18 protein-coding genes are annotated in these 20,247 nt (G+C 45.0%); 7 read left to right on the forward strand and 11 right to left on the reverse strand.

Annotated features, from left to right (window positions below; genetic code table 11):
* Positions 1-12 precede the first annotated feature (12 nt).
* From rbsB to BCU75_RS04925, 5 genes are all read right to left on the reverse strand, one after another.
* Entirely contained in the window at positions 13-891 is an 879-nt protein-coding gene (gene rbsB, locus BCU75_RS04905) for a ribose ABC transporter substrate-binding protein RbsB (RefSeq protein ID WP_076673513.1), read from the reverse strand.
* A gap of 132 nt (positions 892-1,023) precedes the next feature.
* Entirely contained in the window at positions 1,024-2,016 is a 993-nt protein-coding gene (rbsC, locus tag BCU75_RS04910; protein WP_102473095.1) for a ribose ABC transporter permease, read from the reverse strand.
* A complete protein-coding gene (gene rbsA, locus BCU75_RS04915; protein WP_102473096.1) occupies positions 2,013-3,518 on the reverse strand; it encodes a ribose ABC transporter ATP-binding protein RbsA in 1,506 nt (501 codons plus the stop codon). The genes rbsC and rbsA overlap by 4 nt, the downstream gene beginning before the upstream one ends.
* Before the next feature lie 100 nt (positions 3,519-3,618).
* Positions 3,619-4,038 carry a D-ribose pyranase gene (gene rbsD, locus BCU75_RS04920; RefSeq protein WP_076673779.1) on the reverse strand — a complete coding sequence of 140 codons (420 nt, stop codon included), beginning with the start codon at positions 4,036-4,038 and terminating at the stop codon, positions 3,619-3,621.
* Between the two features lie 218 nt (positions 4,039-4,256).
* Complete coding sequence (locus BCU75_RS04925) at positions 4,257-4,652, reverse strand: winged helix-turn-helix domain-containing protein (RefSeq protein WP_076673521.1); 396 nt, start codon at positions 4,650-4,652, stop codon at positions 4,257-4,259.
* Between the two features lie 392 nt (positions 4,653-5,044).
* On the opposite strand from BCU75_RS04925, the gene BCU75_RS04930 reads away from it, so the two are divergent.
* Positions 5,045-5,665: a porin family protein gene (locus BCU75_RS04930; RefSeq protein ID WP_102466465.1), complete on the forward strand. Its 621-nt coding sequence runs from the start codon at positions 5,045-5,047 to the stop codon at positions 5,663-5,665.
* 158 nt (positions 5,666-5,823) lie between these two features.
* Here the strand turns inward: BCU75_RS04930 and BCU75_RS04935 are convergent, their stop codons facing one another.
* The gene (locus BCU75_RS04935; RefSeq protein WP_102473097.1) at positions 5,824-6,867 is read right to left on the reverse strand and encodes an endonuclease/exonuclease/phosphatase family protein; all 1,044 of its coding nucleotides are present in this window, start codon (positions 6,865-6,867) and stop codon (positions 5,824-5,826) included.
* Between the two features lie 386 nt (positions 6,868-7,253).
* On the opposite strand from BCU75_RS04935, the gene BCU75_RS04940 reads away from it, so the two are divergent.
* The 5 genes from BCU75_RS04940 (at position 7,254) to BCU75_RS04960 (ending at position 13,650) form a co-directional block, all read left to right on the forward strand.
* Entirely contained in the window at positions 7,254-9,149 is a 1,896-nt protein-coding gene (locus BCU75_RS04940) for an extracellular solute-binding protein (RefSeq protein ID WP_102473098.1), read from the forward strand.
* A gap of 12 nt (positions 9,150-9,161) precedes the next feature.
* Positions 9,162-10,250, forward strand: a complete 1,089-nt coding sequence (locus BCU75_RS04945; RefSeq protein WP_004730359.1) for a microcin C ABC transporter permease YejB — start codon at positions 9,162-9,164, stop codon at positions 10,248-10,250.
* Positions 10,251-10,281: 31 nt separating this feature from the next.
* A complete protein-coding gene (locus BCU75_RS04950) occupies positions 10,282-11,304 on the forward strand; it encodes an ABC transporter permease (protein WP_102473099.1) in 1,023 nt (340 codons plus the stop codon).
* A gap of 9 nt (positions 11,305-11,313) precedes the next feature.
* Positions 11,314-12,984: a microcin C ABC transporter ATP-binding protein YejF gene (yejF, locus tag BCU75_RS04955; RefSeq protein WP_102473100.1), complete on the forward strand. Its 1,671-nt coding sequence runs from the start codon at positions 11,314-11,316 to the stop codon at positions 12,982-12,984.
* Between the two features lie 117 nt (positions 12,985-13,101).
* A complete protein-coding gene (locus BCU75_RS04960; protein WP_017080166.1) occupies positions 13,102-13,650 on the forward strand; it encodes an RNA-binding S4 domain-containing protein in 549 nt (182 codons plus the stop codon).
* 148 nt (positions 13,651-13,798) lie between these two features.
* Here the strand turns inward: BCU75_RS04960 and BCU75_RS04965 are convergent, their stop codons facing one another.
* Complete coding sequence (locus BCU75_RS04965) at positions 13,799-14,680, reverse strand: LysR family transcriptional regulator (protein WP_102473101.1); 882 nt, start codon at positions 14,678-14,680, stop codon at positions 13,799-13,801.
* 105 nt (positions 14,681-14,785) lie between these two features.
* Here BCU75_RS04965 and BCU75_RS04970 point away from each other — a divergent pair, with 105 nt between their 5' ends.
* Positions 14,786-15,748, forward strand: coding sequence for a nitrilase family protein (locus BCU75_RS04970; RefSeq protein WP_102473102.1), 963 nt, complete (start codon positions 14,786-14,788; stop codon positions 15,746-15,748).
* 150 nt (positions 15,749-15,898) lie between these two features.
* Here the strand turns inward: BCU75_RS04970 and BCU75_RS04975 are convergent, their stop codons facing one another.
* From BCU75_RS04975 to atpA, 4 genes are read right to left on the reverse strand one after another with little or no spacing between them, the layout of a single operon-like run.
* Positions 15,899-16,342, reverse strand: a complete 444-nt coding sequence (locus tag BCU75_RS04975) for a F0F1 ATP synthase subunit epsilon (protein ID WP_004730391.1) — start codon at positions 16,340-16,342, stop codon at positions 15,899-15,901.
* Positions 16,343-16,356: 14 nt separating this feature from the next.
* On the reverse strand, positions 16,357-17,742 hold the full coding sequence (gene atpD, locus BCU75_RS04980) for a F0F1 ATP synthase subunit beta (protein WP_004730394.1): 1,386 nt from the start codon (positions 17,740-17,742) through the stop codon (positions 16,357-16,359).
* Positions 17,743-17,786: 44 nt separating this feature from the next.
* Entirely contained in the window at positions 17,787-18,656 is an 870-nt protein-coding gene (gene atpG, locus BCU75_RS04985) for a F0F1 ATP synthase subunit gamma (RefSeq protein ID WP_102473103.1), read from the reverse strand.
* Between the two features lie 47 nt (positions 18,657-18,703).
* Complete coding sequence (gene atpA / locus BCU75_RS04990) at positions 18,704-20,245, reverse strand: F0F1 ATP synthase subunit alpha (RefSeq protein ID WP_009844932.1); 1,542 nt, start codon at positions 20,243-20,245, stop codon at positions 18,704-18,706.
* Between the last annotated feature and the right edge of the window lie 2 nt (positions 20,246-20,247).

Consider the following 20,247-nt stretch of genomic DNA (forward strand, 5'->3'; position numbering starts at 1 on the left):
ATACTGGTTCGGTTACTTAGCAATAATTTTTAGAGGTACTGGGATGTACTCGTCTACTGTTTCGCCTTTCAGTACTTTGTCTGCCATTTCGATACCAAGAGAACCGATTAGGTCAGGTTGTTGTGCAACCGTTGCGCCCAGTAGGCCACGGTTAACCGCAGCGATGCCGTCTTCAGTGCCGTCAAAGCCAACGATCATTACGTCTTTACCTGAAGCTTGAACCGCGCGAAGTGCACCTAGAGCCATTTCATCGTTTTGAGCGAATACCGCTTGTACATCTGGGTTAGCTGCAAGCAAGTTTTCCATTACGTTCAGACCTTTAGTACGGTCAAAATCAGCAGGTTGGCTTGCTAGAAGCTCAAGGTCGCTGCCGTTTACTGCGTTCATAAAGCCTTCACCACGTTCACGAGCTGCAGAAGTACCAGCAATACCTTCAAGTTGGATAACTTTCGCTTTTTCACCCACTTTTTCCATGATGTAGTGACCTGCCATTTCACCACCGATTACGTTATCAGAAGCAATGTGGCTCACTACGTCACCACGGCTTGCACCACGGTCTAGCGTTAATACTGGGATGTTTGAACGGTTAGCAATACGAATAGCGTTAGACACAGCGTCTGAATCCGTTGGGTTAATCAGAATTGCTTTAACACCACGAATGGTTAGATCTTCAATGTTCGAAAGCTCTTTGCTTGGGTCGTTTTGAGAATCAAGAACGATAAGCTTGTAGCCTAGCTCTTCAGCTTTCGTTTCTGCGCCATCTTTCATGGTTACGAAGAATGGGTTGTTCAATGTAGACAGAACGATTGCCATTGTATCTTGCGCCTGTGCAGACACAGATACCGTTGTAGAAAGAAGAGCAGCAGAAATAAGAGTCGCTAATTTTTTCATGGTGTAAGTCCTTTATGTGGGGTGAGCTAGGTTGGATAATCCTAGCTCGTTGTTACGTTATTTATTGGTTTAATTGTTACATTACGTCTTGTTTTTAATAGGTGTTGCGTTTACTGAATAAATCAATTTGTATTACTTGTTTTTGTTGTCGACCAATACCGCCAGAAGAATAACCACTGCTTTTGCAATCATCTGGTAGTAAGAAGATACGTCTAGTAGGTTTAGGGCGTTATTTAGGAAGCCGATAATCAATGCACCAATCAAAGTGCCCATGATACGACCACGGCCGCCGGCTAAGCTTGTGCCACCCAGTACTACTGCGGCGATGGCGTCTAGCTCGTAGCCCATACCTGCGGTGGGTTGAGCGGATGACAAGCGAGATGCCACGATGATGCCTGCCACTGCAGCTAGCAGACCACAGATTGCGTAAACGCCGATTTTTACTTTGTCTACGTCGATACCTGATAGGCGAGTTGCTGATTCGTTGCCACCCAGCGCGTAAACATAGCGACCGAAACGTGTGTGGTTAAGTAGGTACCATACCGCTGCGAATACCACGACCATGATCCATACTGGAACTGGGATGCCCATTGCGTAACCCGTACCGAACCAAGCGAACGCGTCTGCTGTGTCAGTAAAGCCAGTCGAGATAGGACGACCATCTGTGTAAACCATGGTTACGCCGCGCAATAGAGTCATGGTTACAAGCGTTGCGATGAAGGCTTGAACCTTACCCTTGGCGATAATCACGCCACTGATTGCACCCAACGCTGCCCCTGCTACTAGAGCGGTTGGCACTGCGATCATTACTGGGATTTCCAGACCAATCATGCTGGCTGCGAACGCGCCACAAAGTGCCAGTACAGAACCCACACTCAAGTCGATGCCAGCGGTTAAGATAACTAGCGTCATACCCACTGCGATAATTGCATTCACAGAGGTTTGGCGCAGAATGTTCAGGATGTTATCGACAGTAAAAAAGTTTGGATTTAAGAAAGAAACGACAACAATCAGGAAGATCAAAGCAATCAATGATTTTTGATCAATCAGCCACTCTTTGTTGATTAACGGCTTCTTCTTTGGCACTTCAGTTTCAGTTGTTTTGCTCATGGTTTTAGTACTCATGCTGCGTCCTCGTTAATCTTTTTACCGACCGCACATGCCAGTAATAATTCTTGGTTTGCTTCTTTAGCATCAAATTCACCACTGATGCGGCCTTCATGCATCACCATGATGCGGTCACTCATTCCTAACACTTCTGGCATTTCAGATGAGACCAAAATAATGCTCATGCCGTCGGCTTTGAATTTATTAATGAGTTGGTAAATCTCTTTTTTCGCACCGACATCGACACCACGAGTGGGTTCATCAAGAATCAGTACTTTTGGTTTGGTCATCAAGCCTTTAGCAATGGCCACTTTCTGTTGGTTACCACCAGAAAGGTTGCCAATAATCTGTTCGCGAGTCGGAGTCTTAATGTTGAAAAGCTTGATAAAGTCATCAACTGCAATCACTTCATCTTTATGTTGGATTTGACCTTTCTTAGTCAGTAGATCCAGTGCACATAACGACATGTTTTCTTTTACTGAAAGCCCTAGCACAAGGCCATCGCCTTTACGGTCTTCAGAAATGTAAGCAATGCCATTGGCAAGCCCGTCTTTTGGACTGACTGGGTTAATGGTTTTGTTTTCTAAGTTGATGACGCCGCGTTCACTCGGAAGGGCACCGTAAATCACTTTCATCAGCTCGGTACGACCTGCGCCCATCAAGCCAGAAACACCAAGGATTTCACCGCGCTTTAGAGTAAAGCTCACATCGTGAACACCAGAACCGGTCAGGCCAATCACTTCAAGGCATGTTTCACCGTGGCTCTGGCCAATACGTGGATATTGCTCGTCCAACTTACGGCCCACCATCATTTCAATCAGGCCGTCTTCGTCGGTGTCTTTAACTTCACACTGACCAATGAACTTGCCGTCACGAAGTACGGTGATGTCATCGCAAATCTCAAAGATCTCTTTCAAGCGGTGAGAGATGTAAACAATGCCGCAGCCTTCAGAACGAAGCTCGTTAATCACCTTAAACAGAGACTCAGTTTCGGTATCAGTGAGCGCATCCGTTGGTTCATCCATGATGATGACCTTAGACTCAAACGATAGGGCTTTCGCGATCTCTACCATTTGTTGCTCACCAAGGCTTAATTGGCCTAAGGGGGTTTTCGAGCTGTGTTTCACGTTAAGACGCTTAAGTAGCTTGTCGGCTTCTTGGTACATCTCGTTCCACAAAATACGACCCATAGACCCTGTGATTTCACGACCTAAGAAGATGTTCTCGGCGATGGTTAACTCAGGGATTAGGTTCAATTCTTGGTGAATGATACTAATGCCGGCTTGTTGTGAATCTCGCGGTCCTTTAAATGCCGCCGGTTTCCCTTGGTAAGCGATAGTGCCGCTGTCCAAGTGATAGATACCCGTAAGCACTTTCATAAGCGTTGATTTACCTGCACCGTTTTCGCCCATTAACGCCATTACGCGTCCTGGATAAACGTTGAGGCTTGCCTTATCCAGAGCTTTCACACCAGGGAAGGCTTTTTCAATTGAGCTAAGTTCTAAAATGGCTTGAGTCATGTCGGTTCCTTTACTCGGGGCCAGTTGTATTTGATTGTTCTGTATATGTATTGTTTTTGGTTCAGTGAGGACACTGAGCTGTCGTTGCGTTTTGCTTGAGCTAAAAGGTTACGCCAGCTTGGAAAATAACGTTTGCATATGGTGTGCATTCGCCAGTGCGAATAACCGCGCGGCTGTCATGCGTTCGTTCTTTGAATTCTTCATGAGTGATGTAAGTAATCGAAAGCGGTTTGCCACAACGTGCTTCTTCTGTCTTGATTAAATCAATCAGTGCGGCGTGGTGTTCTGGGCTCACTTTCGCAAACTCTTCTGCAATCACAACGCCTTCAATTTGAGATTCATCCAGCATGGTTTTTACGGTTTGCTGAAAGCTCGGTACTCCGTGAGTTAAAGCAAGGTCTATGCGAGTCACATGATCTGGGATCGGCAACCCTGCATCACAAATCGTGATTTCATCTGTGTGGCCAAGAGTCGCCACTAGGTAAGAGAGTTCAGAGTTTATTAGGGTACTTTTTTTCATATCACGACCTATCGAAAAATAACGTTTAATGGGTTGAGAACAACTCAAGAAAAAGCCATCGAAACGTTTCGATAGTGATAATAGTGTGTGATTTATCATTTGCACGTTTGATTGTTTTAGAGTGTGATAACGATCATCGAAACGTTTCGATGGCGCGTTTTTTGGTGATCGTAATCACTTTCATCGATAGGGGAGTTAACGTAAAAGGGAGCTAAGGTTTACTCACCTGAAAGTTCTGAGCAAAGTTCATTAGGGGATGTTTTAGTGTGTTTTTCTGATGCTAAGCAATCTGATTCATTGGTGTTTGGGATGATGAATAGCGTATATCCATATCGAGGAATCGTAACAATTTTGACGTTTGAAACTCTCAAACGAATAAGTACATTTCTCAAGTAATAGATGACATTGGTCAGAGCTTGCGCTGGCATGGGTTGGTTATCCCAACAGACTTCTACTATATCTTTTCTAGGAATGGGTTGTCCGGGGCTTTTCGACAATAGACAAAGCACTGCGAACAGGTGAGGGCGCAAATGGATTTTGTTCCCTTGTTTGTTCGTAATATTCCGAGTTGTCACGTCAAGAGTTAGGTCACCAAGGTGGATTTCATTATTCATTGTGTTTCTATCTTTCTCATACTTCATTTGGGAAGGGGTAGGTATTGGGATGCCAACTAGAGCAGACGGATTATGCAAAATAACGTCACTCTTGAAAGTAAGCCTTCGTAAGTCCTTACTAATAAAATATAAAAATCGGATGGTTTGAAAAATGGGGAGGTATTTATTGTAGAAATGGCTGGATGTTATTTGTTTATTATTCAGTTAGTTATTTGTTTATTACTGATTGTGTTGTATGAGATTACAAAGTGATTATGTTTTTATTTATTTTTTTGTCTTCTGTGAGTTTAACCTGCTTGCGAATTCGACGGGGTGTCGGATAACTCCAACAAGGTTGTGCAGCAGAGGAAGGCACAGCAATCTTGATTTGCAATAAGTAAGGTCAAGCAGTAATGAGCAACAAATTTATTCTTAGCATCGCAATGATGTCAGCATTTGTAGTAAACAACGTAATGGCAGCGGACAGTGGTTTTTATCTAGGTGGTGCAATCGGTACTTCTGGTATTGATGATGGCGGGCTAACTGACACGATCAATGAGCCTATTACATTTAAAGCCGAAGACAATACTTACCGATTAATTGCTGGTTACAAATTCAACCGTATTGTTTCGATTGAAGCTCAATACACAGATTTTGGTGACGTAGCCCTGAAAACGAAATCTGGTCATAAGGTTTTCACTTGGACACCTCAAATCTTTTCGGTAACAGCAAACCTCGGTTACACATTTGATAATGGCGTTCGTCCATTTGGTACAATCGGTCTATCGACTATTGATCTAGACATGAAGCTTGCTGATGGTTCTCGTCCTTCAGGAAATGGTTTTGATGATTCGGGAGATGGTATTCGTATGGGTGTTGGTGTTGAATACACGCCACCTACAATGTCTTCGTTGAGCTTTCGTCTAGCATACGAAGCCGATGCTTTTGACATCGAAGATTACGACAACGGACACAAGACAGAAGATACTGTTGTTCTGGACTCTTTCTACTTAGGCGCAATGTACACATTCTAAGTTTCACACTTTGCTAAACGGTAAATCGGTTTCTAAATGGGGCGTCGGTTGGCTCAACCCGTTTGGCTAAAGTGGAAAGCCGCAGTGTTTAACTGCGGCTTTTTTATATCTTAAATTTGATCGTTCTTACTTCGAAAGCCTAATTGGCAGTAAGGCTATTAAGCTTCACGAATATGAGCGGTGACAGCAACGATGGCATGGTCCGTACTGAATTGATCGTGCTCAAAACTAGGATTAATCAGGTGATGGTCTAACACTGTGTAGCTAGAGATCTCCATTAAGCTTGAAGAGTTCTGACAATCGAACTCGTTGGACATCAAAATGTAGTCCAGTACAGACCCTGAAGCACCGTAATAATGGGTTGGTTTACGCTGTTCAAGCAAGTCCTCTTCATGCAGTTGATGATAGAGATCCCAACTGTCCTTTAAGCGAAAGTGAGATAGCCAATGCTTGCTGTTTTCGTCTCTATTGATTGAGTAACTCAATAACCCTTTGAACTCATCGTGAAACAGTGGTTTGTTAAAGTCACCCATTAACACAACTGGCTGATCGGTTTGGTAACGTTGGTTGGTAATGTATTGATGCAGCATCTGAGCTTCAAGGCCGCGTTGAACACTCGATAACCAAGAACCAAGCTGTTCTTGGTGAAAGCGAGTGAGCGTGTCACTTTGTGGTTTTGCGCCTTGCTGAGCGTTATCCGCATCGACAGATCCTGCTTTTGGTTCTGTCGGACGTTGTGATTTGAAGTGCACCACATAACAGTCGGTTGAACCTAAATGGGGTAACATAATCGTTGCGTGAACTGGTGTTCGGTTGAATGAGAATTTGTCGCCAAGGTTGAATGCTGTCAGTAACTTCGAATCAGGCGTAACAGGCTGCACCTTTTCAATCGGGTAACGGGAAGCGATACCAACGACAGGTGAGGTGTATAGGTAATCATCTTCAACGTGTGCGCTATCGACCACAGAAAAGTATGGATAACCTAACTCGTTCATCAATTGCTCTAAAGACTGCGGGCTAAAGATTTCTTGAAAGCCAATCACATCACAATCTAATGAGCTAATCGCTTCAGCCATCCAATGTTGTTTCTTCTGCCATTCTTCGAAGCTGTAGATATTCTCAAAATCATAGTAAGCATTCGGTGGTTCGAGGTAGTTCAAAAGATTGAACGTTGCGAATGTTATGTGGTTTGGTTTATTCAAAGTGTCATTCCATTTAGACCTAGGCAGCAAGGATACTCCAGTAAAGTATAGTTTGTTGATTATTTGAGGACTAAGTTTGATTAATTCAGCCAGTTAAGCCAGTCAAAGTCAGTGAGACGTCTTTTATTTCGTTAGTGAGGTGCGTTAATGAAGCTTCAGTTGTTTACGTTAGTGAGATCATTGTGTTGTAGCCTTAACCTACCTCATCGCATAATTTCGAGCGTTGACTAGTTAATTGTAAATAAACAGTAAGACTTAGGGTGCTGATGGTTTTATTAGTTATTACATGATGTTAGATTTGAACCTATACTTGATTTAACGGCATGCATTTAAAGCCGATTAATCAACTTGAATATAGAATTCATGACATTTGAAGGGAGAGTCAAATGGGAACCGTTTTTCGACGCAAAGCCTCGCAACGCACTCAGTTTTTCAGGTCTAGTTTGAAGTCATGTGCAGTCATGTTGCCGCTTATTGCTTTACAACCCTCCGTTACTCACGCTTCTGATACCGAATCAACGCCTGCTGTCACCGTTATTGAAACCACACAACTGGTTGGTTTTGGTGAAGCAAAATATCCAGCCGATTTCACTCACTTCGATTACGTTAATCCTGATGCGCCAAAGCAGGGCAAAGTGACTTATGGGAGCATTGGTACTTACGATAGCTTTAATCGATTCGGTTCCCGAGGCGTTGCTGCAAGCTACACGGGTGAGATTTACGATACGTTAATGTTTTCTCCGAGTGACGAGATTGATGCGTACTATCCATTGATTGCTTCAAAGGTTCGCTACGCCAGTGATTTCTCTTGGATGGAAATCGAGATCAACCCAAATGCTAAATTTCAAGACGGCAAACCAATCACGGCTCACGATGTTGCTTTCACTTTTGATAAATTTTCAAAAGAAGGTGTGCCTCAATATCGCGTGTATTACAAAGAAATCGAGTCGGTAACTGCTGTCTCTGATTCGGTTGTTCGCATTGAAATGAACAAGCCGAACCGCGAGAAGCTGTTCAGCTTTGCGCAAAGCACTCGTGTGTTGCCGAAGCATTTCTGGAAAGACAGAAAGCTTTCTGAGCCTCTAAGTGAGCCGCCAGTCGGCAGTGGTCCCTATAAGATCATCAGCTATAAATCGGGTCAAAGTGTTACCTATGGTTTAGATGAAAATTACTGGGCTGCGGATCTACCCGTTAACGTTGGTCGCAATAACTTCAAGCAAGTGCAGTACGATTACTATCGCGATGACACCGTAATGCTGGAAGCCTTCAAAGCAGGGGAGTTCGATCTTCGAACTGAGAACTCGGCTAAGTTCTGGGCAAACTCTTACACGGGGGCGAACTTCGATAAAGGCTACATCATTAAAGAAGAGATCAACCATGAGAAGCCAGAGACGACTCAAGGTTTTGTCTTCAATATTCAATCTCCTGTGTTCTCAGATCCTAAAGTTCGAGAAGCGTTAACCTACGCGATGGACTTTGAGTGGATGAACAAGAACATGTTTTATGGTCAGTACAAACGTACTCGTAGTTACTTCCAAAACACCGACTATGAAGCGAAAGGCTTACCAAGTGCAGCTGAAGTTGAATTGCTGTCTCAGTACAAAGATCAAATCCCGCCAAGAGTTTTCACCGAAGAATTCCAGCCATCAGTAACCGATGGCAGTGGCCGTATTCGAAGCCAAATGCGCACCGCGTTCAAGCTGCTGAAAGAAGCGGGCTGGGTATTGAAAGACAAAGTAATGACCAACGAAAAGACTGGCAAGCCGATGTCATTTGAGTTGCTGATTTACAGCCCAACCACGGAGCGTATTGCAACGCCGGTTCAGAAGAACCTCAAGCGTATGGGGATCGAGATGAAGATACGTACCATCGATACCACCCAGTACATCAAGCGTCTCCGTGACCGCGATTTCGATATGGTGTCTTCATCGTTTTCTGCAAACCCTTATCCTAGCCCGAACTTAATGATTGTTTGGAACTCTAACTACATTGATTCTACTTACAATACTGCAGGTGTAATGGATCCGGTGGTTGACGCGTTAACAGAAGAAATTGCGCGTAACCAACAGCATCCTGAAAAGCTTCTTACACTAGGTCGTTCGCTAGACCGTGTATTGCAGTGGAATTTCTATAACATCCCTCAATGGCACGTTGGTGAATATCGCGTCGCGATGTGGGACAAGTTTGAGCGTCCAGATGTATTGCCTAAATACGATTTAGGTATCGATACATGGTGGATTTCAGAAGAGAAGGCGGCTTTGCTTCCTGAGAAACGTCGCTAGGAGTTAGTTAGCATGGCCGCGTATATATTTCGGCGTTTACTGTTGGTGATCCCCACGTTGTGGGCGATCATCACCATCAACTTTTTCATTATCCAGATTGCCCCAGGAGGTCCGGTAGAACAAGCCGTTGCTCAGTTAGAAGGGCATAACTCTGGAATCATGGAACGCTTTTCTGGTGGTGGACAAGAAGTTGATTTAAGCGAAAGTGACCAAGCATCTGCCAGTGGCTACAAAGGCTCTCGCGGGCTTGATCCTGAAGTGGTTGAAGAGATCAAAAAGCAGTTTGGTTTTGATAAGCCGATTCATGTTCGTTACTTCGATATGCTGAAAAACTACGCGACCTTTAACTTTGGAGAAAGCCTGTTTAAAGGCGGCAACGTTATTGATTTAATCATCGAACGGCTGCCAGTCTCCATTTCTCTAGGGTTGTGGAGTACGTTAATCATCTATGTGATTTCGATACCCTTAGGCATCATGAAAGCGATACATCACGGATCTCGCTTTGATATTTGGTCGAGTGCTGTGGTCATTGTTGGCTATGCCGTACCGGGCTTCTTGTTTGCGATTATCCTGATTATTTTGTTCGCGAGTGGTAACTACTTCAGTTGGTTCCCATTGCGTGGACTCGTGTCGAGTAACTTCGACCAGCTCAACTGGTATCAGCAAATTGGCGACTATTTCTGGCACTTAGCTTTGCCTATTTTTGCGATGGTTATCGGTGGCTTTGCCACGCTCAGCATGCTGACCAAAAACTCCTTCCTTGATGAAATCAATAAGCAATATGTTGTGACGGCGCGAGCGAAAGGATTGGACGAGAGCAGTATTCTCTACAAGCATGTTTTCCGTAACGCGATGTTGATCATTATTGCCGGCTTCCCTAGCGCATTTATTAGTATTTTCTTCACGGGTTCTATGTTGATCGAAGTGATGTTTTCACTCGAAGGCATCGGTCTACTTGGTTTTGAATCGACCATTCAGCGCGATTACCCAGTGGTGTTCAGCTCTCTCTATATCATGACCTTATTAGGCTTGGTGCTGAGCATTATCTCCGACCTGACTTATACCTGGGTTGATCCTCGAATTGATTTTGAAGCGCGTTAATGGCGAACGAATAACAAGGTATTGATAATAAATGTTTAACAACCCTTTAGCTGAAGCTCGTTGGTTACGTTTTAAAGCAAACAAGCGTGGTTTTATCTCCCTTTGGATATTTACCATCTTGTTTGGCTTGAGTCTGTTCGCTGAGATCATTGCCAACGATAAGCCATTATTAGTTTCTTATGATAATCAATGGTTTGTACCCGTTCTCAATGAATATGCCGAAACAGAATTTGGTGGCGAGTTTGAAACCGAAGCCGACTACAAAGACCCGTATGTTATCGAACTGATTGAAGACAACGGATACATAGTGTGGCCAATTATTCCGTTTAGTTACGACACGATAAACTTCGATATCTCAGGCGCGGTGCCATCGGAGCCCGATTCAGTCAACTGGCTAGGAACCGATGATAAAGGGCGAGATGTATTGGCTCGTATCATTTATGGGTTCCGTATTTCCGTTCTATTCGGTTTTATTTTGACGATTGTTTCGAGTGTGGTCGGTGTCGTCGTCGGTGCGACACAAGGTTACTACGGTGGTTGGGTCGACTTGTTTGGGCAGCGCTTCATTGAAGTCTGGTCTGGTATGCCGACCCTGTTTTTGTTGATCATCCTCTCTAGTTTTATCGAACCAAACTTTTGGTGGTTGCTCGGGATTATGGTGCTGTTCAGTTGGATGAGTTTGGTGGGTATCGTGCGTGCGGAATTCTTACGTTGTCGAAACTTTGATTATGTGCGTGCCGCGCAAGCGATGGGTGTGGACGACAAGCGCATTATGCTTCGTCACATGCTACCCAACGCGATGGTTGCATCGTTAACCATGATGCCGTTTATTCTTTCAGGCTCAGTCACCACATTAACGTCGTTAGATTTCTTAGGTTTTGGTCTTCCTGCGGGTTCACCTTCATTAGGTGAGCTGTTAGCGCAAGGTAAAGCGAATTTACAAGCGCCTTGGCTTGGTATTTCAGCCTTTGTCGTACTTTCTCTGATGTTGACGTTACTTGTCTTCGTTGGTGAAGCGGTGCGTGATGCCTTCGATCCACATCAACAGAAGTAAGGATAAGTTATGACTTCAGATACAGTTCCTACTTCCAATAACGTTTCTACTGCAAGATCAGCAACAGGTAGTTCCGACACGTCTCCAGTTCTGACCATCGATAAATTGTCTGTCGGTTTCGGGCGTAAAGACTCGATAGAACAAGTGACGCAAGACGTCTCGTTGGAGATATACAAAGGTGAGACACTCGCGCTGGTGGGCGAGAGTGGCTCCGGTAAATCGGTTACAGCTAACTCGATTCTAAAACTTTTGCCTAAAGGTTCGTCGCACTACTTAAACGGTAAGATTAACTTCTCTGGTACCGATATTCTGAGTTGTTCTGAAAGGCAATTGCGCGGGATTCGTGGTGGCCGCATCGGCATGATCTTCCAAGAGCCTATGGTTTCGCTTAATCCGCTTCATCGAGTCGGTAAGCAGTTGGTTGAAACTCTTTCTATTCACCGAGGAATGCGAACCAATAAAGCTCAAGCCTTGGCGATAGAGTGGCTTTCAAAGGTGGGTATTCGTTACCCAGAGCAGAAGATATCAGCGTATCCTCACGAGCTATCTGGTGGAGAGCGTCAGCGTGTGATGATTGCGATGGCACTGATCAACGAACCTGAGCTGCTTATCGCTGACGAGCCGACGACGGCATTGGATGTGTCGGTACAAGCGCAGATTTTGGATTTGTTGAAGGACCTACAACAAGAGCTGGGTATGGCGATGCTTTTTATCACCCATGATTTGAGTATCGTTCGTCAAATTGCCGACAGAGTGGCAGTAATGAAAGATGGCCGAGTCGTGGAAAGCAATGACTGCCGAACACTTTTTAATGCGCCAGCTCATCCATACACGCAAAAGCTTATCAACTCTGACCCGAAAGGTTTACCTGTACCGGTTTCTTCTGACAGTAAACCTCTGCTTGATGTTAACCAACTTCGTGTTTGGTTCCCGATTACGGGCGGTTTATTCAAGCGAACCATTTCTCATGTCAAAGCCGTAACAGACATGGAGTTCACTTTGAAGAAAGGGTACTCAATCGGTTTAGTTGGCGAAAGTGGCTCTGGTAAATCGACAACAGGTATGGCGATACTCAAATTAGTGGATAGCGAAGGGTCAATTACCTACTCGAATGAACAGCTGCAAGGTTTAGACCGCAAAAAGATGCTTCCATTTAGAAGCCGCATGCAAGTTGTGTTTCAAGATCCTTTCTCTGCATTGAACCCAAGAATGTCGGTCGCTCAAGTGATTGGTGAAGGTTTGTTAGTGCATCAACAATTGGATGACAATGAACTCGATCAACGCATCTGTGACGTAATGAAAGAGGTCGACCTAGACCCTGAAACTCGTCACCGTTACCCGAATGAGTTTTCAGGAGGGCAGAGACAACGTATCGCCATTGCACGAGCTCTTATTCTTAAGCCAGAGTTTATCTTGCTAGATGAACCTACATCGTCATTAGACAGAACCGTTCAAGCGCAAGTCCTGGATTTGTTAAAGTCACTTCAAGAAAAATATGGCCTGACCTATTTGTTTATCAGTCATGATTTGAATGTCGTGAAATCCTTGTGTCATTACACCATTGTGATGAAAGCAGGCGAGGTAATAGAGAAGGGCGATACTGAGACTTTGTTTGGTAATCCGCAGCATGAGTACACCAAGCAACTTGTTCGTCTTTCGAATGTGGGTGGTGTGTTATAACGTAGGTGTTAACACTAAAACAAATGATGGCCAGTTCAATTCAACATGGTCATTTAGTTGTTTTAAGATTACACTGCGCCCAATATTTCAGAAGTACATATTTAGGTAGAGGTCACCATGGACCAGGAACATTACGAAGACGCTGACTACGAAGGCCAAGAGCTAGGCGAAGAAGGCGAAGAGATTGAAATTGAAGCAATTGGTATTGATGTTTCATCACAGCCAATCGAGCTCTACAAAGTGTTTAAAATTGCTAACCTAGTGAGCGGTGGCGGTGAAGCTAAGCACATTATTTCTGAAGGTTATGTTGCGGTAAATGGTGAGTTAGAAACTCGTAAGCGTCGTAAAATGTACGATGGCGACTTCTTTGAATTCAACCAAGAGTACTATGTAGTGGTGTGTGATCAGCCAGTACAAGAAGAATCAGACAAGCCGAAAAAGAAAGAAGCGCCTAAAAAAGACAACAAGGCGAAGAAAGGTCAGTCTAAAAAGGATTCTAAGAAGAAAGAATCTAAGAAAAGCAAAGCAGAAATGCTAAGCGCAACGGCTGAACCAAAGAAAGAGAAAAAAGAGAAGAAGAAAGAAAACAAACCGAAAAAGAAAGCGGATACGCCAAAGCCAACACGTGACGACAAAAGCGGCCGTAATTCGATTGAATTTTTCTAAACTATAGCTCTACTGCTTTTCTAAACTATTCTTTTAAAACGATTCGTTTGAACATCAAGCAACGTTAGACCTAGGTTTTACGTTAATCAGATATCAAAAGGCTCACTATTTAGTGAGCCTTTTTTGTAGGTGTAATTTAGGTTCTGGCTTAATTTTCTTTTTGATCAGCAACAAACTCTACGAACCTATCCCTGAGTGGATTTTGACTCTTCCCATTCCATATCAACCCGACAGGCCAAGTGGCGTGTTCACCTTGTAATGCAATGAATTCCACATCGGTGTTACTAATGTACTGCGCGCTGTTTGGCACAATAGTGAAACCGATATTGGCCGAAACTAACGCGATCAGGGTGAGAATATCATCGGCTTCTTGCGTTTTAGATAGGTCTATATCGTTCGCTAGACAATACTGTTGAATTTGTCTATCTAATCCGGGGCCACGGTGTTGGGCGAGCTTTAGATAAGGCCATTTCGATAACTCAGAGACGACGTAATTTTTGCTTGGCGCTTGCTTAAGAAGATCTTTGTGTATCGCGACCACAAGCGAATCATTGAACAGTATTAGGCTTTCTAAATCCGATGATTCTGGTATCCGATTGAAGCTAATATCGAGGTCATGGCTCAATAACTCATCCGTCTGCTGCTTAGAAGGTGTGTCATTTAAAGTGACATGAACGTCTGGATATTGCTGTTTATAAGCCGCAATAAGCTTTGGCGCTTCATGATAAGTGGAAACACCAAAGCCAATGTTCAAATGCCCCTGAGTCCCTTTTACCACTGAGCCTGACAGCTGTTCAAACGCCTGCATTGAATGAACCAAACGTTGGGCTTCTGCCAGTAACGTTTTCCCCGCGTGCGTGAGCTCTGCGCCATTCCTACCACGAGAAAACAGAGATGCCCCAATGTTGGATTCAAGTCGTTGAATCTTTTTAGTGAGTGCCGATTGAGTGATGTAGAGCTGCTCTGATGCCAAACGGTAATTGCCCGATTTAGCCAGCTGACAAAATGCCTTCAGTAGATCAAATTCCATTCCAAATGCTCATTGAATTAAGAATATGTTTCATTATATGGAATTGAATCGATTTTTTATACTAGGTTCATACCAATCAGATAAAGCGAAGCTTGAGGACGAATCATGAAGAGAGACATCAAAGTAGCGTCGGTTCAATTTAACCACCACGCAGGTGATAAGGCGTATAACTTATCGGTTATAGAGCGATACGTTCAACAAGTTGCGGACAGTAGCGTGGAGATCATCAGCTTCCCAGAGATGTGCATTACAGGTTATTGGCATGTGTCTGAATTGTCGCGAGGTGATATTGAAGCATTAGCTGAACCTGTCCCGAGCGGTGAATCGGCTCAAAAGTTAGTTTCATTGGCAACACAGTTTGGCATTAGCGTTGGCGCAGGCTTGATAGAGCAGGGTACTGATGGCGAGTTATACAACACCTACGTATTTGCCATGCCAAATGGAGAAGTTCAGAAACATCGAAAACTGCATACCTTCGTTAGCCCTCACATGGGTAGCGGCGACCAATACACGGTGTTCGATACGCCGCATGGCTGCAAAGTCGGTATCTTGATTTGTTGGGATAACAACTTGGTCGAAAATGTCAGGATCACTGCTTTGAAAGGGGCAGATATATTGATTGCGCCACACCAAACGGGCGGCTGCCAATCACGAAGCCCGAATGCGATGAAGCGAATTGACCCAGAGTTATGGTTTAACCGAGATGAAAACCCAGAGGCGATTCGAGCTGAAATGCAAGGCAAGAATGGCCGAGAGTGGTTAATGCGTTGGTTGCCTGCAAGAGCGCACGACAATGGCATGTTTGTTGTGTTTAGTAATGGTGTCGGCGTTGATATGGATGAAGTAAGAACAGGCAATGCGATGGTCCTTAGCCCTTATGGTGAAATCATTGCTGAGACCGATAGTGTTGATAACGATATGGTGATTGCAGAGCTAAAAGCAGAAGAGTTAGACATGTGTACTGGTAGACGCTGGATTCGTGGCCGTAAGCCAGAGTTATATCATTCACTCACACAACCTCTTGGTCATGAACTTGATCCGCACCAAGCGCGTTTTGCAAAGAAGTGATTTTTAATATGCTGGTGGAAAAGACGGGTGGATAAGGTGAAAGCAGGGAAGAGTTTGAGTCGATAACATCTGATGTAGTCTACCCACTTAAACTGTTTTTAAGTGGGTAGACTATTTACACATCAAGCATTAAACGTCTAAGTTCTATTCTCAGTGTCGAGTGCGAGAAGACGTCAGTTCTGATGCGCGAAGCTGAGCAACGGCTTTTGCTAGTTCAAGCTGAGCTTGTGCAAAGTTGATGTCTACATTGCCTTTATTGATATTTTCTAGAGCTGCATATTTCGCTTCTTCTGCGCGAGCGCGGTCAATATCTTGGCCGTGCAAGGCAGTATCGGCTAACACAGTTACCACATCCGGTTGAACTTCTAGCATCCCGCCAGAGACATAAAGCACTTGCCCTTCTGATTTAGGATCTGTGACAAACACTGTCACGCCTGGCTTAATTTTACTGAGAAGCGGGGAGTGACCGGGGCGGATCCCCAGCTCACCATCAGCGCCAGAAACGGCTAGGGCATACGCTGGACCTGAAAACAGCGTACCTTCCGCACTTACAATATTAAGTTGAAATGTATTATCTGTAATTCCGATAGCCATGGTGCACCTGCCTCTTAGAGTGATTTTGCTTTGTTAAGCACTTCGTCGATAGAACCACAGTACAAGAATGCCTGCTCTGGGATATCGTCATATTCGCCGCCTAACAGGCCTTTAAAGCCTCTTAGTGTTTCGCTTAGCGGTACGAATACACCTTTCTGACCGGTAAACACTTCGGCTACGTGGTAAGGCTGAGTTAAGAAACGTTCAATCTTACGAGCGCGAGATACGGTCTGTTTGTCTTCAGTAGACAGCTCATCCATACCAAGAATCGCGATGATGTCTTTTAGCTCTTTGTAGCGTTGCAGCGTTGTTTGTACTTTTTGTGCAATGTCGTAGTGCTCTTGGCCAACGACAAGCGGGTCCAATTGGCGAGAGGTCGAATCCAATGGATCAATCGCAGGGTATAGGCCCAATGCAGCGATATTACGTGACAGTACAACGGTCGCGTCTAAGTGAGCAAAGGTTGTTGCTGGTGATGGGTCAGTCAAGTCATCCGCAGGAACGTATACCGCTTGGATAGATGTAATAGAGCCTTGTCTAGTCGAAGTGATACGCTCTTGAAGCACACCCATCTCTTCAGCTAGCGTTGGTTGGTAACCTACAGCTGAAGGCATACGACCTAGCAGTGCTGATACTTCTGTTCCCGCAAGTGTGTAACGGTAGATGTTATCAATGAACAACAGTACGTCACGACCTTCATCACGGAAGCGCTCAGCCATAGTCAGGCCTGTAAGTGCAACACGTAGGCGGTTTCCCGGTGGCTCGTTCATTTGGCCGTAAACCATGGCTACTTTGTCTAGTACACCCGCTTCTTTCATCTCGTAGTAGAAGTCGTTACCCTCACGAGTACGCTCACCAACACCGGTAAATACAGAGAGACCTGAGTGGGCTTTTGCGATGTTGTTGATAAGCTCCATCATGTTGACGGTTTTACCTACGCCAGCACCACCGAACAGACCGATTTTACCGCCCTTTGCGAACGGACAGATAAGGTCGATAACTTTAACGCCGGTCTCAAGAAGTTCAGTGCTGTTGGCTTGTTCTTCATAAGAGGGTGCTTCACGGTGAATTTCGTAGCTTTCTTTTTGACCGATTTCACCACATTCATCGATAGGCTGACCAAGAACGTTCATGATACGGCCTAAGGTTTCTTCGCCCACAGGAACGGTGATTGGAGAACCGGTGTTTTCAACCGTTAGGCCGCGGCGCAAGCCATCTGACGTACCCATTGCAATACAACGAACGATACTGCCACCCAGTTGTTGCTGAACTTCCAATACGAGAGAGCTTGCTTCCTCGCTAGTCACTTTCAATGCATCATAAACGCGTGGGCTGTTGCCGCCGCTGAACTCGACGTCTACCACCGCGCCGATAACTTTAACTATTTTTCCAACACTCATCTCTAAATCCTCAAATTCTATTCTTAACCCACTCTTTTCTGCCCTTAGACAGCTTGAGCACCTGAGACTATTTCACTCAGTTCTTGGGTAATGGCAGCCTGTCGCGCTTTGTTGTATACCAACTGCAAATCATCGATGAGTTGGCCTGCGTTATCGGTCGCCGCTTTCATGGCCACCATTCGGGCTGCTTGCTCACAGGCAATGCTCTCTACGATGCCTTGATACACTTGTGATTCAATGTATCGATGTAACAGCTCAGAGAGGATGTCTCTTGGTGCTTGTTCGTAGATGTAGTCCCAACGACGTGCTTTTTTCGCACCTCCATCGTCCTCAGAATCTGAGGGGTGGGGTAGCAACTGCAAGGTCGTTGGTTCTTGAACCATGGTGTTGATGAACTGGTTATAAACGAGATACAAACTGTCGATTTTTTCGTCGTCGTAATGCCCTAGCATCGCGTTAACCGTACCTAAGATGTCTTCCAATTTAGGGGCGTCACCAAGGCCTGACGTTTGCGCGATAACATTGCCGCTGCGTTGGAAAAATGAGATAGCTTTTGAACCAATTAAGGTTGTTTCTACCTCAACGCCTTTGGTACGCCACATCTCCATTTCTTCTAACACTTTCTTGAACAAGTTCGAGTTCAAACCACCACATAAGCCTCGATCGGACGAAACAATGATGTAAGCAACGCGTTTTGGTTCACGCTGTTGAAGGTAGGGGTGCTGGTATTCCAGCGACCCTGATGCGACATGAGAGATAACTTTGCGCATGTTCTCGGCATATGGACGCGTTAACGTCATATTGTCTTGAACCTTACGCATCTTACTTGCCGCAACCATCTCCATTGCACTGGTGATTTTCTGAGTGTTACTAACACTGCCTATCTTGGTGCGAATTTCTTTAGTATTTGCCATTATCTGCTCCTAATTTGTTTTGATTTCCAGCCAACAAACCGGAGCGTTTACCAAGCTTTCAACGCTACAAAGTCACCGAGAAGCTTTGCAAGAGCGCCATCAATTTCATCGTTGTAGTCACCATTAGCGTTGATGGTGTCGAACAACTCTGGGTTTTGACCTTTCGCGTAAGCAATCAACTCTTCTTCAAAACGCGCAATTTTGTTCAATTCTACGTCAGCTAAATAACCTTTTTCTGCTGCGTAGATAACCGTTGCTTGCTCAGCGACAGACATAGGCGAGTATTGCTTTTGTTTCATTAATTCAGTTACACGCTCACCATGATCAAGCTGTTTGCGCGTCATGTCGTCTAAGTCAGAAGAGAACTGAGCAAATGCGGCTAACTCACGGTATTGAGCTAACGATGTACGAATACCACCAGACAGTTTCTTGATGATCTTGCACTGAGCTGCACCACCCACACGAGATACCGAGATACCTGGGTCAACAGCAGGACGTAGGCCTGAGTTAAACAGCTGGGTTTGTAGGAAAACCTGACCATCGGTGATTGAGATAACGTTGGTTGGTACAAACGCCGATACGTCACCCGCTTGAGTTTCAATGATAGGCAGTGCCGTCAATGAGCCGGTTTGGCCTTTCACTTCACCGTTTGTGAACTTCTCTACGTATTCAGCATTAACTCTTGCTGCACGTTCTAGCAGGCGAGAGTGGAGGTAGAATACGTCGCCAGGGAAGGCTTCACGACCCGGTGGGCGTTTCAGTAGCAATGAGATTTGACGGTAAGCGACGGCTTGTTTTGATAGGTCATCATAGATGATCAGTGCATCCTCACCGCGGTCACGGAAGTATTCACCCATGGTGCAACCCGCATAAGGAGCAAGGTATTGAAGCGCAGCTGATTCTGATGCTGAGGCTACAACGACGATGGTGTTTTTAAGCGCATCGTGGTCTTCAAGTTTACGAACCACGTTTGCGATAGTGGAGGCTTTCTGGCCAATAGCCACATACACACATTTGATGCCAGAATCTTTCTGATTGATGATGGCATCGATAGCTAACGCTGTTTTACCAGTCTGACGGTCGCCGATGATAAGTTCACGTTGACCACGACCGATAGGCACCATGGTATCAACGGCTTTATAGCCGGTTTGAATTGGTTGATCGACGGACTTACGCTCGATTACGCCGGGTGCAATCACTTCTACAGGGTCGAGTCGGTCACAACTCACTGGGCCTTTGCCATCGATGGGCTCGCCTAATGTGTTCACTACGCGGCCAAGCAGTCCGTTACCTACGGGTACTTCCAAGATACGACCTGTACCTTTCACTTTCATACCTTCAGAGAGGTCAGTGTAGGGACCCATAACCACGGCACCGACTGAGTGCGTGTCAAGGTTAAGTGCAAGAGCGTACTTGCCACCTGGAAGCTCGATCATCTCACCCTGCATGACATCCGCAAGGCCGTTAATGGTGATGATGCCGTCACGAACCGATACAATGGTGCCTTCGTTGCGAGCTTCGGTGCTCACATTAAATTTCGAGATGCGATCTTTAATCAGGTCGCTGATTTCATTTGAATTTAATTGCATAA

The sequence above is a fragment of the Vibrio splendidus genome, assembly GCF_002873455.1.
GTDB classification, from domain to species: domain Bacteria; phylum Pseudomonadota; class Gammaproteobacteria; order Enterobacterales; family Vibrionaceae; genus Vibrio; species Vibrio splendidus_J.

What these genes read in the sequence shown, in the direction of transcription:
- rbsB (WP_076673513.1), bottom strand. Translation starts at nt 891, where the DNA reads ATGAAAAAATTAGCGACTCTTATTTCTGCTGCTCTTCTTTCTACAACG.
- rbsC (WP_102473095.1), bottom strand. Translation starts at nt 2,016, where the DNA reads ATGAGTACTAAAACCATGAGCAAAACAACTGAAACTGAAGTGCCAAAG.
- rbsA (WP_102473096.1), bottom strand. Translation starts at nt 3,518, where the DNA reads ATGACTCAAGCCATTTTAGAACTTAGCTCAATTGAAAAAGCCTTCCCT.
- rbsD (WP_076673779.1), bottom strand. Translation starts at nt 4,038, where the DNA reads ATGAAAAAAAGTACCCTAATAAACTCTGAACTCTCTTACCTAGTGGCG.
- BCU75_RS04925 (WP_076673521.1), bottom strand. Translation starts at nt 4,652, where the DNA reads ATGAATAATGAAATCCACCTTGGTGACCTAACTCTTGACGTGACAACT.
- BCU75_RS04930 (WP_102466465.1), top strand. Translation starts at nt 5,045, where the DNA reads ATGAGCAACAAATTTATTCTTAGCATCGCAATGATGTCAGCATTTGTA.
- BCU75_RS04940 (WP_102473098.1), top strand. Translation starts at nt 7,254, where the DNA reads ATGGGAACCGTTTTTCGACGCAAAGCCTCGCAACGCACTCAGTTTTTC.
- BCU75_RS04945 (WP_004730359.1), top strand. Translation starts at nt 9,162, where the DNA reads ATGGCCGCGTATATATTTCGGCGTTTACTGTTGGTGATCCCCACGTTG.
- BCU75_RS04950 (WP_102473099.1), top strand. Translation starts at nt 10,282, where the DNA reads ATGTTTAACAACCCTTTAGCTGAAGCTCGTTGGTTACGTTTTAAAGCA.
- yejF (WP_102473100.1), top strand. Translation starts at nt 11,314, where the DNA reads ATGACTTCAGATACAGTTCCTACTTCCAATAACGTTTCTACTGCAAGA.
- BCU75_RS04960 (WP_017080166.1), top strand. Translation starts at nt 13,102, where the DNA reads ATGGACCAGGAACATTACGAAGACGCTGACTACGAAGGCCAAGAGCTA.
- BCU75_RS04965 (WP_102473101.1), bottom strand. Translation starts at nt 14,680, where the DNA reads ATGGAATTTGATCTACTGAAGGCATTTTGTCAGCTGGCTAAATCGGGC.
- BCU75_RS04970 (WP_102473102.1), top strand. Translation starts at nt 14,786, where the DNA reads ATGAAGAGAGACATCAAAGTAGCGTCGGTTCAATTTAACCACCACGCA.
- BCU75_RS04975 (WP_004730391.1), bottom strand. Translation starts at nt 16,342, where the DNA reads ATGGCTATCGGAATTACAGATAATACATTTCAACTTAATATTGTAAGT.
- atpD (WP_004730394.1), bottom strand. Translation starts at nt 17,742, where the DNA reads ATGAGTGTTGGAAAAATAGTTAAAGTTATCGGCGCGGTGGTAGACGTC.
- atpG (WP_102473103.1), bottom strand. Translation starts at nt 18,656, where the DNA reads ATGGCAAATACTAAAGAAATTCGCACCAAGATAGGCAGTGTTAGTAAC.
- atpA (WP_009844932.1), bottom strand. Translation starts at nt 20,245, where the DNA reads ATGCAATTAAATTCAAATGAAATCAGCGACCTGATTAAAGATCGCATC.